The sequence below is a fragment of the Streptomyces sp. NBC_00568 genome (assembly GCF_026341855.1).
Classification (GTDB): domain Bacteria; phylum Actinomycetota; class Actinomycetes; order Streptomycetales; family Streptomycetaceae; genus Streptomyces.
The window spans coordinates 1839028-1855702 of sequence record NZ_JAPENW010000001.1 but is presented as its reverse complement, the minus strand read 5'-3'; the positions used below and the strand labels follow the sequence as shown (position 1 = coordinate 1855702).

General features: G+C 70.3%; 11 protein-coding genes. 6 read left to right on the top strand and 5 right to left on the bottom strand.

From position 1 onward, the window contains the following. Nucleotides 1-14 precede the first annotated feature (14 nt). On the bottom strand, nt 15-2030 hold the full coding sequence (locus OOK38_RS07870) for a hypothetical protein (protein ID WP_266848264.1): 2016 nt from the start codon (nt 2028-2030) through the stop codon (nt 15-17). 627 nt (nt 2031-2657) lie between these two features. Between OOK38_RS07870 and OOK38_RS07865 the strand changes: the two genes are divergently transcribed. Both OOK38_RS07865 and OOK38_RS07860 read left to right on the top strand, forming a co-directional pair. Continuing rightward, nucleotides 2658-3698: a hypothetical protein gene (locus OOK38_RS07865; protein WP_266765835.1), complete on the top strand. Its 1041-nt coding sequence runs from the start codon at nt 2658-2660 to the stop codon at nt 3696-3698. A gap of 70 nt (nt 3699-3768) precedes the next feature. Next, nucleotides 3769-4089 carry a hypothetical protein gene (locus tag OOK38_RS07860; RefSeq protein WP_266762354.1) on the top strand — a complete coding sequence of 107 codons (321 nt, stop codon included), beginning with the start codon at nt 3769-3771 and terminating at the stop codon, nt 4087-4089. 118 nt (nt 4090-4207) lie between these two features. Here the strand turns inward: OOK38_RS07860 and OOK38_RS07855 are convergent, their stop codons facing one another. Genes OOK38_RS07855 through OOK38_RS07840 form a run of 4 tightly spaced genes read right to left on the bottom strand, consistent with a single transcriptional unit; the run spans nt 4208 to nt 8217 of the window. Next, complete coding sequence (locus tag OOK38_RS07855) at nt 4208-4978, bottom strand: succinate dehydrogenase/fumarate reductase iron-sulfur subunit (RefSeq protein ID WP_266762356.1); 771 nt, start codon at nt 4976-4978, stop codon at nt 4208-4210. Between the two features lie 52 nt (nt 4979-5030). After that, a complete protein-coding gene (locus tag OOK38_RS07850; RefSeq protein WP_266762358.1) occupies nt 5031-7007 on the bottom strand; it encodes a fumarate reductase/succinate dehydrogenase flavoprotein subunit in 1977 nt (658 codons plus the stop codon). Nucleotides 7008-7025: 18 nt separating this feature from the next. After that, nucleotides 7026-7847, bottom strand: a complete 822-nt coding sequence (locus tag OOK38_RS07845) for a hypothetical protein (protein ID WP_266762360.1) — start codon at nt 7845-7847, stop codon at nt 7026-7028. Nucleotides 7848-7893: 46 nt separating this feature from the next. Continuing rightward, nucleotides 7894-8217, bottom strand: a complete 324-nt coding sequence (locus tag OOK38_RS07840; RefSeq protein ID WP_266848262.1) for a hypothetical protein — start codon at nt 8215-8217, stop codon at nt 7894-7896. Between the two features lie 489 nt (nt 8218-8706). On the opposite strand from OOK38_RS07840, the gene OOK38_RS07835 reads away from it, so the two are divergent. From OOK38_RS07835 to OOK38_RS07820, 4 genes are all read left to right on the top strand, one after another. Continuing rightward, a complete protein-coding gene (locus OOK38_RS07835) occupies nt 8707-11061 on the top strand; it encodes an ABC transporter family substrate-binding protein (protein WP_266848261.1) in 2355 nt (784 codons plus the stop codon). Nucleotides 11062-11240: 179 nt separating this feature from the next. Continuing rightward, a complete protein-coding gene (typA, locus tag OOK38_RS07830; RefSeq protein ID WP_266762366.1) occupies nt 11241-13154 on the top strand; it encodes a translational GTPase TypA in 1914 nt (637 codons plus the stop codon). 572 nt (nt 13155-13726) lie between these two features. Then, nucleotides 13727-14755, top strand: a complete 1029-nt coding sequence (locus OOK38_RS07825) for an ABC transporter permease (protein WP_266762368.1) — start codon at nt 13727-13729, stop codon at nt 14753-14755. A 111-nt stretch (nt 14756-14866) separates the two neighbouring features. Further along, nucleotides 14867-16663: an ABC transporter substrate-binding protein gene (locus OOK38_RS07820; RefSeq protein ID WP_266762370.1), complete on the top strand. Its 1797-nt coding sequence runs from the start codon at nt 14867-14869 to the stop codon at nt 16661-16663. Nucleotides 16664-16675: the final 12 nt, after the last annotated feature.

The window sequence follows — 16675 nt, the reverse complement described above, 5'->3', positions numbered from 1 at the left end:
GCCGGTCGGCAGCGTCAGGTGAACGACGCCGCCCGGCGGCCCCGGGTGTGCGGGCCGCCGTAGCTCACCGGGCCCTCACCGTCGCACAGGAGGATCCCGCCGAGCACCGCGCCGCCCGCTCCCGCGCCCCCGTGACCGCCCGCGGGGTTGCCGTACGCCCGTACGTCCCGCTCGGCGAGCCGCCGCGCTTCCCGGGCGAGCTCATCGGCCCGCCGCACCTCGGAGAGAGCGGTGGCCCCCGGCCCGAGCAGGCGTTCCGCCTCGGCCAGCCGTGTGCGGGCCTCGCTGCCGACGGCCCCGCGGTGCGTGCCGATGAAGTCCGCCGCTCCGGCGAGCGCGCAGCGGGCGGGGACAAGCGCGTGGGCGCGTTCGTCGGGAACGTCGCCGCCCCCGTCCCCGGTGAGGACCGCACCCGCCTCCACCACTCGGCGGAGCACGTCCAGCGGATCGTACGGCCCGGCCGCCATCGTGTGACGCACCCCGGAGAGCAGCGCCTCGGTACGCCCGAACGGCCCGACCAACTCCCCGGAACCGGCACCGGATCCGACACCGGCAGTGGATCCGACACCGGCGGCGGTGCCTTCGCGTGATCCGGCCTCGGCTCCGGCTCCGGCTCCGGCCTCGGCTCCGGCTCCGGCTCCGGCCTCGGCTCCGGCTCCGGCTCCGGCCTCGGCTCCGGCCTCGGCCCCGGCTCCGGCCTCGGCCCCGGCTCCGGCCTCGGCTCCGGCTCCGGCCCTGGCGGAGGTGCCTTCGCGTGAACCGGCTCCAGCTCCGGCTCCGGCCTCGGCCCCGGCTCCAGCTCCGGCCCCGGCTCCAGCTCCGGCCTCGGCCCCGGCTCCGGAATCGGCGTCGGCCCCGGCTCCGGAATCGGCGTCGGGGTGGGTCTTGGGGTCAGGTCCGGCATCGGGGACGGCAGGGTCAGGGAAGCGGGCGGCGTCCGGGTGGTGTTCGTCCGCGGTACGGGCTCTCCCGGTCGGCGGGAGCCCCCGGGCCGTTTCCAGGACGCTCTCCATCGCCGCGAGAGCCAGGGGCAACCTCGCTGCCGCGGAGGCCAGTTCGCCCGACAGCCGGTGCACGCCGTTCACCAGGGCGGTGGCCTGCTCCACCGCCCCCTCCGCCGCTCGCAGATGGGCGGCCGCTTTCGCGTGGTCGCCCCTGTCCGCGTACCGCCGTGCCTGGTTGAGATGGAGGGTGGTGAACACGAGCCGGTCCTTGGCCTGTTCGACGTCGCCGGCGACCGGGAGCGATGCGGCGGGGGCGTACCGCTCGTGGAGATCGGCGAGGGTGGCCTCGGCGGCCGGGGTGCGCGCGGCGAGTTCCCGGAAGCGGGACCCGGCGGACTCCAGGGCGGCCGCCGCGTTCCGCTCCAGCGCCCGGAGCTGGTCGAAGCCCGGCGCCGCCGCGTCCAGCCGCCGCCCGGCGTCCAGGCACCGGGCGACGATCTCCTCCAGGGCGCCCCTGCCGTCGCCGTCGCCCTCGCCTGACTCGTCGAGGTGTTGGCGCAGCCGGAACGCCGCGGCGAGTTCGGCTTCCGCGTACGTCAGCGCGTACGCGTACGGTTCGACCGCGTCGGCTGCCGAGCGGGCCGCGGCGAGGCGGAGCTCCTCGGCACCGGTGCGGACGCAGTCGTCGATGTCGACGAGCAACTTCCTTGCCTGCCGGTCGAGTTCGTGGAGCGGGACCAGCCCGTGGTCGTCGCCGCCGGGTGTCGTGCGTGTCGTGGCCCGCCGTCTGCGGCGCGTGTAGGCGTACGCCGCCAGCGCTCCCGCGGCGCCGACCGCGACCAGGGGCGGTACGAGATCGCCGGTCGTCGTTCCGTCGTCCGGGGCGGCGTTGTCCTGGGCGGCGACCGCCGGGGCGGTCACGTCCGCGCTCCGCGCCACGGTGGCCGGACCGTCGGCTCCCGCCCATGCCAGCGGCAGCACCAGCCACCCCATCGCGACCAGCCCCCCGAGCACGGCATGCGCGACCCGCACGGCTATGTGCGACGGGGCCCGGCGCGACCGGCTTCGACTCGGGGACGACGTCACATTTGGGAGCGTATGGCCGCTCGGGCGCCCCCGCGACCGGGATACGGGGAGGTGGGGGCGCCTAAGGTACGGGAGATACGGGGGCATACGGGAGGGGTGCGGGGGATGGACACGGGACGCCAGGACGAGTCGACGAATCCGACGGAGACGGCACCGGACACACGGCACGAGAACACACCACCCGACCCACCCACCGCCGAGGACCAGCCGACACCCACCGCCGAAGAGGCACGGGCGGCCACCACCGAAGGACAGCCGACGGCCACCGGCAAGGAGGGGTCGGCGGCCACGACCGAAGAGGTACGGGCGGCCACCGCCGAAGGGCAGCTGGGCGCCGCCGCCGAAGAGGGGTCGGCGACGGTCGGTGGAGGGCAGTCGAGGGACGCCGACGAAGGAAAGCCGACGGCCGCCGGTGGGGAGAGGCCGACCGGTACCGGCGGGGAGGGGGCGCCGGCGGCCGACGGAGCGCAGCCGGTGGGCGTCGACGCAGGAAGGCCGACGGCCGCCGGGGAAGGCAAGTCGGTGACGGTCGGTGGGGTGCGGTCCGTCGCGGACGGAGGGGGCGAGCCCGTATCCGGTCCTGTTCCCGCCCCCGCGCGGGGAGCGGACTCCGCTGTTCGTGCCGGCCTGCGCCGTCTCGCGCGGGGCTGGCGGCACCCGCGGCTGCGGCTGCCGAAGCGAGTCGCCCTCGGGCTGGTGCTCGTCCTGCTGCTTCCCATCCTCGCCGCGGGAATCGCCCTCCGGGTGAACTACGCGGGCGATCCGGCTCCCGGGACGCAGACCCGGAACCGGGACGCGCTCTGGCTCGGGCATGCCTGGGTGGACGGCCGGAAGGGCGAGGCGGACATCGACGCGCTGGCGGCGCGCCTGCGGGGGAGCGGCATCCGGGATCTGTACGTGCACGCCGGGCCGCTGGAGCACGACGGCTCGCTGCCGGCGACGGCGTATCCGTCCGCCGGTCGGCTGGTCCAGGCGGTGCACCGCCGCCTGGACGGCGTACGGGTCCAGGCCTGGCTGGGCGACAAGCTGGCGAGCGAGGGGCCGGACGGGCTGCGGCTGGAGCGGGCCGGGACGCGCGACGCCGTCGTGCGGTCGGCCGGGCAGGTCCTCGACGCCGGGTTCGACGGCGTCCACTTCGACCTGGAGCCCCTCCACTCGGGCGACACCCACTACCTCTCGCTCCTCGACGACCTGCACGGGCTCACCCGTGCCCGGCACGTCCCGCTCTCCGTCGCCTCCCACCAGATCGACCCGCTCCCGGCCCTCCACTCGGCCGCCGGAACCCTCACCGGCCACCCCAAGTGGTGGTCCCAGTCGTACTTCGGGCAGGTGGCCCGCCGGGTCGACCAGATCGCCGTCATGTCGTACGACACCGGCATGCCGCTCCAGAGCCTGTACGGCGGCTATGTCGCCCAGCAGACCTCGCTCGCCCTGGAGGTCACCCCCGAGTCGACCGACCTGCTGATGGGCCTGCCGTTCTTCCACGACGACGGCGTCGGTCACCACGCCTACGCCGAGACGGTCGAGGCGGCCGTACGCGGAACCCGCCTCGGCCTCTCCCGGACGGACCGCACCCGCGAGCGCTTCGGAGTGGCCCTGTACGTGGATTTCGCCGCCACGGAGACCGACTGGACGGCGTACCGCGAAGGTTGGGTTCGCGAGGGATGACCGTGATCGCCCCGCGTGCCATGATCAGGAGGCGCGCTGTCAGCGGTGCGCCAGGGGGAACGAGGGGTCGATGCACTGGTATCTCGTGGGGTTCGCCGCGCTGATCGTCACCGCACAGGCCGGACTCGGGATCGCGGCCATCACGCTGGACCGGGTGCCGCCGTGGCTCCGCCGCCGGGTCCTGCGGCCGAAGCTGTGGGGAGCGGGCGCGCTGGCGGGGGCCGTGGGCATGTCCCTGTTCCTCTTCCTGGGACCGTTCCACGGGCCCGACGCCGACCTGACGCCCTACGCCATGAGCGGGATCGCCCTGTTCATCGCGAGCCTGGTGCTCCAGGCGCTGGGGCAGCGCCCGGGCCGCGAGGCCGTCCCACCGGACCCCCGGCCGCGCTGATAGCGGGCCGGACACGCGACCACGGCCGGACACGCGACCACGGCCGGACGCGCGACCACGGCCGGACGCGCGGCGAAGGCCGGACACGCGATGACAGGGGACGGCGCTTCGGCCTCGCCTACGTCCGCCGCCTGCCGATCTTCGATCCCAGCCACACGACCGGGTCGTACTTGCGGTCGACGGCCCGTTCCTTCAAGGGGATCAGCGCGTTGTCCGTGATCTTGATGCCCTCGGGGCAGACCTCCGTGCAGCATTTGGTGATGTTGCAGTAGCCGAGGCCGTGTTCGTCCTGTGCCGTGCGTTTGCGGTCGAGGCCGGAGTCCTCCGCCGCGTCCAGCGGGTGCATGTCCAGCTCCGCCACCCGCATCAGGAAGCGCGGTCCGGCGAATGCCGGCTTGTTCTCCTCGTGGTCACGGACGACATGGCAGGTGTCCTGGCACAGGAAGCACTCGATGCACTTGCGGAACTCCTGCGACCGGTCGACGTCCTCCTGCATCATCCGGTACTCACCGGGCCCGACACCGGCGGGCGGCACGAAGGCGGGTACCTCCCGCGCCTTGTCGTAGTTGAAGCCGACGTCGGTCACCAGATCCCGTACGACCGGGAACGCGCGCAGCGGTGTGACGGTGATCGTCTCCTCGCGGGTGAACACCGACATCCGCGTCATGCACAGCAGCCGTGGCCGGCCGTTGATCTCGGCGGAGCACGAACCGCACTTGCCCGCCTTGCAGTTCCAGCGCACCGCGAGGTCGGGGGCCTGGGTCGCCTGGAGCCGGTGGATGATGTCCAGCACCACCTCGCCGTCGTTGACCTCGACCTCGAAGTCCAGCAGGCCGCCGCCCTTCACATCCCCGCGCCACACCTTGAAGCGGGCCTCGTAGCTGCTCACGCGTACCGAGCCTCCTCGTACCGCTCCTGCTCGTACCACTCCTTGCGGCTGCTCACTCGTACAGCTCCTCTTCGGCGAGGTACTTGACCAGCTCCTCCTTCTCGAAGAGGGCGAGCAGGTCGGGGCGGATGGGCTGGGTGGTCTCGTTCACCAGGTCGATCTGTCCGGCCACCGGGTCGGTGGCCGCCAAACCGCCCGTGGGGTCGGTAAGTTGGCACAGGAGGTTGAGCCGCCGCCAGGAGCGCTCCATCGCCGGGTGGTCCTCGCGGGTGTGCCCGCCGCGCGACTCCGTGCGCTCCAGCGCCGCCCGTGCCACGCACTCGCTGACCAGGAGCATGTTCCGCAGGTCCAGGGAGAGGTGCCAGCCCGGGTTGAACTGGCGGTGGCCCTCCACGCCGGCCCGGCGCGCCCGTACCCGCAGCTCGGCGAGTTTCTCCAGGGCCTGTTCCATCTCGGCCTCGCGGCGGATGATGCCGACCAGGTCGTTCATGGTCTGCTGGAGCTCCTGGTGCAGGGTGTACGGGTTCTCCGGCGGACGCGCACCGGGGGCCTGCGCGCCGTCGGCCGAAGCGGCGGGGGCGGATTCCGGTCCCTCGGCGGAGAAGGGCCGCAGCGCCTCCGCGGCGGCCGCGTCGATCTGGGTGTCGTCCAGGGGCGGGCGGGCGCCGTCCCCGGTGAGTCCGACGGAGTACTCCGCCGCGTGCCACCCGGCCCGCCGCCCGAACACCAGCAGGTCGGAGAGGGAGTTGCCGCCCAGCCGGTTGGAGCCGTGCATGCCGCCCGCGACCTCGCCGGCCGCGAACAGCCCGGGTACACCGCGAGCCGCCGCCGTGTCCGAGTCGACCGCGATGCCGCCCATGACGTAGTGGCAGGTCGGCCCGACCTCCATGGCCTCCGCCGTGATGTCGACGTCGGCCAGCTCCTTGAACTGGTGGTACATGGAGGGGAGCCGGCGCTTGATCACCTCGGCGGGCATCCGGGTCGAGACGTCGAGGAAGACGCCGCCGTGGGGCGATCCGCGGCCCGCCTTCACCTCGGAGTTGATCGCCCGCGCGACCTCGTCGCGCGGCAGCAGCTCCGGAGGACGCCGGTTGTGGTCCGGGTCCTCGTACCAGCGGTCGCCCTCCTCCTCCGACTGCGCGTACTTCTCCTTGAAGACGTCGGGGATGTAGTCGAACATGAACCGCTTGCCGTCGGAGTTCCGGAGGACTCCGCCGTCGCCGCGCACCGACTCGGTGACGAGGATGCCCTTGACCGACGGCGGCCAGACCATGCCCGTCGGATGGAACTGCACGAACTCCATGTTCAGCAGCGGTGCCCCGGCGAGGAGCGCCAGCGCGTGCCCGTCGCCCGTGTACTCCCACGAGTTGGACGTCACCTTGAAGGACTTGCCGATGCCGCCGGTGGCGATCACGACGGAGGGCGCTTCGAGGACGAAGAAGCGGCCGGACTCGCGTTCGTAGCAGAAGGCCCCGGAGACGCGCTGTCCGTCCTTCAACACCCTTGTGACGGTGCATTCCTGATAGATCTTCAGGCGTGACTCGTAGTCGCCGGTCTCCTTCATGTCCTCCTGCTGGAGGGCCACGATCTTCTGCTGGAGCGTGCGGATCAGCTCGAGTCCGGTGCGGTCGCCGACGTGGGCGAGGCGCGGATACTCGTGGCCGCCGAAGTTGCGCTGCGAGATCCGCCCGTCCTTCGTGCGGTCGAAGAGCGCGCCCCAGGTCTCCAGCTCCCACACGCGGTCCGGGGCTTCCCGGGCGTGCAGCTCGGCCATCCGCCACTGGTTGAGGAACTTGCCGCCGCGCATGGTGTCGCGGAAGTGGACCTGCCAGTTGTCGCCGGAGTTCACATTGCCCATGGCGGCCGCGATGCCGCCCTCGGCCATCACCGTGTGGGCCTTGCCGAACAGCGACTTGCAGATCACCGCCGTACGGGCACCGCGCTCGCGTGCCTCGATGGCGGCACGCAGTCCGGCGCCACCGGCACCGACCACGACGACGTCCCACTCCTGTCGGTCGACCACGGACATCAGAGGGCTCCACCCAATCTAGAAGAAGCGCGGATCGTCGAAGGCGCCGGACGCGACCAGGTACACGTAGAAGTCGGCGAGCGCCACGCTCACCAACGACGCCCAGGCGAGCAGCATGTGACGGGCGTTCAGCTTCCCGACCCACTGCCACATCCGGTAGCGCACGGGATGCTTGGAGAAGTGCTTGAGCTTCCCGCCCACGATGTGCCGGCAGGAGTGGCAGGAGAGGGTGTACGCCCAGATCAGCGTGATGTTGACCAGGAACACCAGGGTGCCGAGGCCCATGTGGCCCCACGCGTAGTGCTCGTCGCGGAAGGCGAGCACGGTGTCGTACGTCAGGATGCCGGCGACGACGAGGGCCGCGTAGAAGAAGTACCGGTGGATGTTCTGCAGGATCAGCGGGAAGCGGGTCTCGCCGGTGTACTTCTTGTGCGGCTCGGCGACCGCGCAGGCCGGCGGGCTCGCCCAGAAGCCCCGGTAGTAGGCCTTGCGGTAGTAGTAGCAGGTCAGCCGGAATCCGAGCGGGAAGATCAGGATGATGATCGCGGGGGAGATGCCCCACCAGCTCCCGAACAGATCCGTGTTCGGTCCGGCGCGCATGGTTTCGCACCGCTCCGCCAGGCAGGGCGAGTAGAACGGCGAGACGTACGGCGCCGCGTAGTAGTGCGTGTCCGAGAAGGCCCGCCAGGTCGAGTACACGACGAAGGCCAGCAGCCCGGCCGCGGTGGCGGCGGGCGCCAGCCACCAGCGGTCGGTCCGCAGATGCGGGGCGGCGATCGCGGCGCGCGTACCGGTTCGTACACCGCCGCTGTTCAGATGAGGTTCCGTACCAGTGGCCAACTTCGCACTCCGGTCGGGTTCGGGGGTGCGCCGGTGTCGAGGGCGCTCAGTGGGTGGGACCGTGGTGCGCGCCGAGACCCTCGTCGTCGGAATCGGTCCACAGGGAGCTGTCGTACGGGATGTCGGAGATGGGCACCAGATCGGGCCGCCGGCCGGACGCGGGTCCCGCCGGTCCGGAAGCGGCCGGGAGCCGGGAGGAGCCCGCGGTGGCCTCGCGCAGCAGCGCGACGCTCTCGCGCAGGTGGTCGGCGTCGGCACGCACGCGGCGCATCTCCAGACCGGCGCCCATCTGCTGTTCCAGGCGCCGCACCGACCGCTGCAGATCGTCGAGGCAGCGCTGGACTGACGTCAGGTCGTCGTGCACGGACATGACTTGCCCTCACTTCCGCGGGCCCTGCGGCCCCAGGCGGCAACGTTCATGCGCCTGCGAGTGTTGCGCGTCACACGTACCCGTGTGAAGGCGTGTGCACGGATTGAGGGCTCGCACGCTCCAGAACGCGCCCCGCGCGCCGTCCGTTTTCCCGGCGCGCCGGCCGCCTTCCCCGCGCGCCGCCCGTTCTCCCCGTGCGCCTGGAGCGGCGCGGGGAGAGCCCACGACGGGGCCTCACATGGCCACTGGCGCGGTGCGACGGGTGCGTCCCAGGCGCGGCAAGGGCCCGGCGCGGGCCGGGCCCCGGGGGAGAGGCGCCGGATTGCGCCGCACGGGTGGGGTTCCGGATGTCCGTCGCCGTGTCGCCGCTTCCGTCCGGCCGGGCTCCCCTTCAGTGGGGCCATACATCAGATCAGCTCCATATACGGCCAAACGTGATCGGCAGCAGACCTGCCCCACGCAGCGGAGCGTCCCCCGGAGGTTGCAGTGATGTCCCACGACGGCGTCGGACTGCGCGCGGTGATGCGCTCGGCCGCATTCCTCACCGCGGGCGTGCTCGCGGTACCCGCCCTGGCCGCGTGCAGCGCGGAGGACGAGGCGGACAGGCCCGCGGCCGCGCAGGACATCGCGCCCGCGTCCCGTGACCAGATCGCCGACGGCGGCACCCTGCGCTGGGCCGTGGACGCCGTACCGGAGACGCTGAACGCGTTCCAGGCGGACGCCGACGCCGCGACCTCCCGTGTCGCCGGCGCCGTACTGCCGTCGATGTACCGGCTCGACGCGAACGGGCGGCCGCAGATCAACCCCGACTACCTGGAATCGGCGAAGGTAGTCGACACCGAGCCCAAGCAGGTCGTGCTGTACAAGCTCAACCAGCAGGCCGTGTGGAGCGACGGACGCGAGATCGGGGCCGCCGACTTCGCCGCCCAGTGGCGCGCCCTGTCCGGCAAGGACTCCGCGTACTGGACGGCCCGCAACGCCGGCTACGACCGCATCGAGAAGATCGAGCGGGGCAAGAACAACCTGGAGATCCGCGTCACGTTCAGCCGGCCCTACGCCGACTGGAAGGCGCTGTTCTCGCCGCTGTACCCGAAGGACGTCATGGGGACCGCGGACTCCTTCAACGACGGCGCGCGACGCAAGCTCAGGGTCACCGCGGGGCCCTTCGCGGTGAAGAAGGTCGACCGCAAGGCCGGCACGGTCAGCCTCACGCGCAACCCGCGCTGGTGGGGCCGCCCCGGCAAGCTCGCCGAGATCGCCCTGGTGGCCGTCGCCCGTGACAAGCGGGCCACCGCGCTCGCCGACGGCAAGCTCGATCTGGCCGAGATCGATCCCGCGGAAGCCGAGCGCATCACCCTCGCCGCCCGGCACAAGGACGGTGCCCCGTTGCAGGGGGCCTCCGCGGCGGACGGGACGCACACGGCGGGCGCCAAGGGCGAGAAGGACAAGTCCTCGGAGAAGGACAAGTCCTCGGAGAAGAGCGAGAAGAGCGAGAAGAGCGGCAAGAGCGAGAAGAGCAGGGCCGCGGAGGAGGACGGGAAGGCCCCGGCGGACGAGAGCGAGGGCGAGGACGAGGAGAAGAGCGAGAAGGACACGGCAGGCGCGAAGGGCAGCGAGGCGAAGGCGAAGGCGAAGGAGGCCCGCCGGCAGGCGGCGCTGAGCGACTTCGTGGTCCGCAAGTCTCTCGAACCCGCCTTCACCCAGCTCGCCCTCAACGGCTCCGAGGGCCCCCTCGCCGACGAACGCGTCCGTCGCGCGGTGGCCCGCGCCCTGGACCGCAAGGAACTCGCCCGGGTCGTCCTCAAGCCGCTCGGCCTGCCCGCCGAGCCGGTCGGCAGCCATCTCGCCCTCATCGGCCAGGAGGCGTACGCCGACAACAGCGGCGCTCTCGGCGACCAGGACACCGCCGAGGCGCGGGCGCTGCTCGCGGACGCCGGGTGGGTGCCCGGCGGGCCGGTCAAGGAGCAGAAGAAGACGGAGAAGGCGGCCGGGTCCAAGGGCAAGAAGGCGGACACCGACGACAGTCCGGGCGACGGCGGGACGTACATCGTCGGTGAGGACGACAAGCCGTCCGAGGCCGACCGGGAGCTGCGACAGGACCCCAAGGAGCACACCGGGAAGCAGGAGCAGCAGACCGGCGCCAGGCCGGGCACGCGCACGGACGAGCAGGCCGCGAGGCAGCTGGACAGCAAGCAGTACGCCAAGCAGGGCGGGGTCCCGGGGGCGTACGCGCCCAAGGGGACGGCCGCTCCGGCGGGCGCGGCGGCCAATGCCCTCGCCAAGGACGGCAAGCCGCTGGCACTCCGCTTCGTCCTGCCCTCCGGGCCGGGCTCGGAGTCGCTGCGTGCCGTCGCCGACCGGATCGCGCGGATGCTCCGGGGTATCGGTATCCGTACGGACATCTCGAAGGTCTCCGACGAGAGCTATTTCACGGACCACATCGCCTCGGGCCAGTACGACCTGGCGCTCTACTCGTGGCCCGCCTCCGCCTTCCCGGCCACCGACGCCCGCCCGATCTACGCCAAGCCCGTTCCGGCGGCCGACGGCTCGCTGAGCGTCGAGCAGAACTACACCCGCGTCGGAACCGACCAGGTCGATCAGTTGTTCGATCAGGCTCTGTCCACCCTGGACGCGGACGAGGAGCGCTCCCTCGTCCGCAAGGCGGACGCCCGCATCTGGGCCGCGGCCGGTTCCATCCCCCTCTACCAGCGACCCCAGCTCACGGCGGCGCGCAAGGACGTCGTGAACGCCGGAGCCTTCGGATTCCAGACCCCGGTGTACGAGGACATGGGCTTCCTGAAGAAGGGCGCGCACCCCTCGGCGAGCCCGTCGAAGAGCGGCTGACCCGCGGGTGAACGGCCGGGGCCCGCCTTGTGGCGGGCCCCGGCCGGTTCGGGGCCCGTGGCCCTGCGGAGGCCGCCTCCGTCCGGGCCACGTACCATGGGGTAAGGCCGTGGCGTGTTCAGCCCGGCAGGCCCCGCGCTGCGGAGGCCGTCCACTCACTCCGGGAGAAGCGCCTCAATATGGCCACGCGCCACGACATCCGCAACGTCGCCATCGTCGCCCACGTCGACCACGGCAAGACCACTCTGGTCGACGCCATGCTCAAGCAGGCCGGTGCCTTCGCCGCGCACGCCGCCGAGTCGCTCGACGACCGCATGATGGACTCGAACGACCTGGAACGTGAGAAGGGCATCACGATCCTGGCGAAGAACACGGCGGTCAAGTACCACCCGAAGGATGGCGGCGACGTCATCACGATCAACATCATCGACACCCCCGGCCACGCCGACTTCGGTGGTGAGGTCGAGCGCGGTCTGTCGATGGTGGACGCGGTCGTCCTGCTCGTCGACGCCTCCGAGGGCCCGCTGCCCCAGACCCGCTTCGTGCTGCGCAAGGCGCTGCAGGCCCGCCTGCCCGTCATCCTGTGCATCAACAAGACGGACCGTCCCGACTCGCGCATCGACGAGGTCGTGAACGAGGCGTACGACCTCTTCCTCGACCTGGACGCCGACGAGGAGCAGATCGAGTTCCCGATCGTCTACGCGTGCGCGCGTGACGGCGTGGCCTCGCTGACCAAGCCGGAGAACGGCACCGTCCCGGCCGACAGCGACAGCCTGGAGCCGTTCTTCACCACGATCCTGGAGTCCGTCCCGGCCCCGTCCTTCGACGAGTCCGCGCCGCTCCAGGCCCACGTGACCAACCTGGACGCCGACAACTTCCTCGGCCGTATCGCGCTGCTCCGCGTCGAGCAGGGCGAGCTGCGCAAGGGCCAGACCGTCACGTGGATCAAGCGCGACGGCACGATGTCCAACGTGCGCATCACCGAGCTGCTGATGACCGAGGCGCTCACCCGCAAGCCCGCCGAGGTGGCCGGTCCCGGTGACATCTGCGCCGTCGCCGGTATCCCGGACATCATGATCGGCGAGACCCTGGCCGACCCGGAGAACCCGATCGCGCTGCCGCTGATCACGGTCGACGAGCCGGCGATCTCCATGACGATCGGTACGAACACCTCGCCGCTGGTCGGCCGTGGTGGCACGGGCAAGGGCGCGGACGCCAAGGCCGCGGTCAAGGACAAGGACCGCAAGGTCACCGCCCGCCAGGTCAAGGACCGTCTCGACCGCGAGCTGGTCGGCAACGTCTCCCTCCGCGTGCTCGACACCGAGCGCCCGGACGCCTGGGAGGTCCAGGGCCGCGGTGAGCTCGCGCTCGCCATCCTGGTCGAGCAGATGCGCCGCGAGGGCTTCGAGCTGACCATCGGCAAGCCGCAGGTCGTCACCCAGGTCATCGACGGCAAGGTCCACGAGCCCGTCGAGCGCATGACGATCGACGTCCCCGAGGAGCACATGGGCGCGGTCACGCAGCTCATGGGCGTCCGCAAGGGCCGCATGGACAACATGTCGAACCACGGCTCCGGCTGGGTCCGCCTGGAGTTCGTCGTCCCGTCCCGCGGCCTCATCGGCTTCCGGACCGAGTTCCTGACCGGTACGCGCGGTACGGGCATCGCCCACTCCATCCACGAGGGCCACGAGCCGTGGTTCGGCACCCTGACGACCCGTAACAACGGTTCGCTGGTCGCCGACCGCGCGGGCGCCGTCACCGCGTTTGCGATGACGAACCTCCAGGAGCGCGGTGTGCTGTTCACCGACCCCGGCACCGAGGTGTACGAGGGCATGATCGTCGGCGAGAACTCCCGCGCCGACGACATGGACGTGAACATCACCAAGGAGAAGAAGCTCACCAACATGCGGTCCGCCGCCGCCGACTCGTTCGAGGCGATCGTCCCGCCGCGCAAGCTCTCGCTGGAGCAGTCGCTGGAGTTCTGCCGCGACGACGAGTGCGTCGAGGTGACCCCGGAGTCCGTTCGCATTCGCAAGCTCGTTCTCGACCAGAAGGAGCGCGGTCGCACCGCCAGCCGCGCCAAGCACGGCTGATCCACCGGCCTGGCCGGCTGATCCACCGGCAACCGAGCCCGGGTGCCCCCAAGCATGGGGGCACCCGGGCTTTTTGCAACCCGTTTTCCGCCCTTCCATGTCCGAAATGCGGAGCCACCCGACCGATAGGCATGTAACACGTCCGTTTCGCGGGCTTCTCCCGCAGATCATTTTGTCCAGATTTTGGAAGATGTACGCGCCAGCTGTGATGGAACCGAGACCTAAAGGCTGTGGTCGGTTATCTGGCTCATGTCAGATAGTTAGCCGCGTAACGCTCGGGTCAATGGGTCATGCGCTGTGGGGACAGTGCCGACTCACGAGCACAGTGGGGTGTTTGATCCTCCGTCAGGGGTGTCGGAGGTCAATCAGAAGCCCCTCCTGTCCGTGCAACGGTTGAGTCATGAGGAGGCACCAGATGCCAACTACGCGTGTTCACCTGCGAGTTGTCGCAAGCAGCGCTCTGGCGCGCAGCGACCGCTAGGCATACGTCTCTCCTGATCCGCATGGTCCGAACGCGGCTGCCCTACCCTGTGGCGGCCGTGGACTCGGCGCACCCATGAAATGGACGAATCATGACGAGTCCGATCGAGATCGAGGGCGCGGAAGCCTCCCCCCGGGTCGATGAACCGGCCGAGCAGAAACTTTCCGACGCGTCGGGAAAGCTGGAGGGCCGATCGCCCGGCCAGCTGATGTGGCGCCGGTTCAAACGCGACCGCAGCGGTGTCGTCTCCGCGTACATCGTGATCCTTTTCTTCCTGATCGCCGCGCTCGCTCCGCTGATCTCGAAGCTCTACGGCAAGGACCCGTACACCCTGTACGGGCAGGACGACCCCACGCTCCTGAACGACTTCAACATGCCGGCCGGCCCCAACGGCGGCATCACGTCGGAGTACTGGTTCGGGATCGAACCCACCCTCGGGCGCGATGTGTTCATGCAGCTCCTGTACGGCATGCGCACCTCGCTGTACACGGCGCTCGCGGCCACCGTCGCGATGGTGCTGATGGGGGTGCTGATCGGCCTGGTCGGCGGCTACTTCGGTGGCAAGATCGACTACTGGCTCGGCCGGTTCACGGACTTCCTGCTCGCGTTCCCGCAGCAGCTGTTCATGATCGCTTCGATGCCCGTCATCACCGCGGTGTTCGTCGCCCCCGACGAGGAGACGCCCACCTACATCCACGCGCTCGCGATCATCGGAGTGCTGTGGTTCCTCGGCTGGATGGGCCTCGCCCGGCTGATCCGGGCCGTCGCCCTCTCGCTGCGTGAGCGGGAGTTCGTCGAGGCCGCGAGGGTCGCGGGCGCCTCTCCCTGGCGGATCATCCGCAAGGAACTGCTGCCGAACCTCGTCACACCGATCCTGGTGCAGGGCACGTACATGCTGCCGAGCACCATCCTGTCGGTCGCGTTTCTCTCATTCGTCGGCGTCGGCTACACCGAACCGACCCCCGACTGGGGCCGGATGTTCGCCATCGGGTCGGACATCTACGAACTGGACCCGGTCTACATGTTCTTCCCGGGTGTCGCCATGGTCGTTTTCGTCGTGGCGTTCAACCTCCTCGGTGACTCGGTCCGGGACGCATTCGATCCCAAGACGGGCCGCTGATCCGAGCGCGGGAGGCCGCTGCCACCCGGGAGCCGGCACGACCGGCCGCGCACTGTCAGGCAGCACCAGTGGATCACTGATCACAACTCACAGGCAGGTGGACTCGACTCCATGAGCATCCTCAGTTCCCGCAGAGGGCGGACCGCCGTCGTCGCGGTCGCGGCCGGCGCCCTGGCGCTGGCCGGCTGCAGCAGCAATGACAGCGGCAACGGCAAAGGCAAGAGCAAGGGCAAGAAGGAAGCCGCGGCCCAGTCCGCGGCGGTGAAGATGGGCACCGCGGCGGACTCGACGGGTCCCGCCGAGGAGGTCACGGGCGCCAAGCCCGGCGGCACCATCCAGGTCTACGAGGAGGACGACTTCTCGCACCTCGACCCGGGCCAGATCTACGTCAGCGACGCCGGCCTGCTCTCCAAGCTCATCTTCCGCGGTCTGACCACGTACAAGGAGGACGACAAGGGCGGTCTCACCGTCGTCGGCGACCTCGCGACCGACCCGGGCAAGCTCTCGGACGGCGGCAAGACCTGGACGTACACGCTGAAGGACGGCATCAAGGACGAGACCGGTCATGTGATCGACTCGGCCGACATCCGGCACACCTTCGAGCGGCTCTACGACCCGCTGATCACGGACGGCCCGTCGTTCATCCAGCAGTGGCTGTCCGGCACGGGTACCGCCTACCGCAAGGCCTACGCGGGTCCGTTCAAGGGCAAGCACCTCCCGGACACCGTCCTCGCGACCCCGGACGACAAGACGGTCGTCTTCCACTTCAAGGACGCGCAGCCCGACCTGCCGCAGGCCCTGGCCATGGCCGGTTACTCCGTCGTCCCCGAGAAGACGGACACCAAGGCGAAGTACGACACCAAGCCGGTCTCCGTCGGCCCGTACAAGATCTCGGAGTTCAAGGCCGGCAAGAGCGTCAAGCTGGTCAAGAACACCAACTGGGACCCGAAGTCGGACGCCATGCGTCACCAGTACGTCGACGGGTTCAACATCGAGATCAACCACGACGACGAGGACCAGACCAAGACGATCCTCGCCGACCGCGGTGACGCCAAGAACGCCATCATGATGACCGGCCAGGTCGCCACCACCCAGGTCCAGAAGGTCGTCTCCAACCCCGCGGCCATGAAGCGCACGATCCAGGGCTACGCCCCGTACGTGTGGCAGATGAACTTCAACATGGACCGCATCAAGGACAAGAAGCTCCGCGACGCGATCACCTACGCCATGCCGTCCACCGCGATGTACAAGACGGACGGCGGCGCGTACGGCGGCGAGGTCGCCAACAGCCTGATGTCGCCCACCACTCCGGGCTACCAGAAGGACTACGACCCCTTCGACCGGTCCAAGAAGCCCAACGGTGACATCGAGAAGGCCAAGAAGCTGGTCGAGGAAGCCGGCGCCAAGGGCAAGAAGATCGTCTACGCCTACGCCAACACCCCGGTCCGCCAGCAGCAGGCCGTCCTCGTCGAGAACGCCCTGAGCAAGATCGGCCTGGACGTCCAGAAGAAGGAGATCGACGCCGCGACCTGGTACGAGCAGGTCGGCAAGGTCCAGAACGGCTTCGACATCTACATGACCGGCTGGGGCCAGGACTGGCCCTCCGCCGCCACCGTCTTCCCGCCGCTGTACGACGGCAAGCAGATCCAGGACGGTGCGTCGAACTACGCGCACATCAACGACGACCACGTGAACTCCGAGATCCAGCGGATCCTGCAGATCACCGACAACGCCGAGGCCACCAAGGCCTGGACCGCGCTCAACCAGTACATCAGCGAGAAGATCAACCCGGCGGCGCCGATCTACTACACCAAGACGTTCCAGATCGCCGGCACCAACGTGGGCGGCCTGCGCTACTCCACGGTGACCAGCTACACCGACCCGACCCGGGTCTTCCTCAAGAGCTGACGACCCTCCCGG

Coding starts and splice junctions, on each gene's coding strand:
- OOK38_RS07860 (WP_266762354.1), top strand. CDS start 3,769: ATGCACTGGTATCTCGTGGGGTTCGCCGCGCTGATCGTCACCGCACAG.
- OOK38_RS07850 (WP_266762358.1), bottom strand. CDS start 7,007: ATGTCCGTGGTCGACCGACAGGAGTGGGACGTCGTCGTGGTCGGTGCC.
- OOK38_RS07840 (WP_266848262.1), bottom strand. CDS start 8,217: ATGTCCGTGCACGACGACCTGACGTCAGTCCAGCGCTGCCTCGACGAT.
- OOK38_RS07835 (WP_266848261.1), top strand. CDS start 8,707: ATGTCCCACGACGGCGTCGGACTGCGCGCGGTGATGCGCTCGGCCGCA.
- typA (WP_266762366.1), top strand. CDS start 11,241: ATGGCCACGCGCCACGACATCCGCAACGTCGCCATCGTCGCCCACGTC.
- OOK38_RS07825 (WP_266762368.1), top strand. CDS start 13,727: ATGACGAGTCCGATCGAGATCGAGGGCGCGGAAGCCTCCCCCCGGGTC.
- OOK38_RS07820 (WP_266762370.1), top strand. CDS start 14,867: ATGAGCATCCTCAGTTCCCGCAGAGGGCGGACCGCCGTCGTCGCGGTC.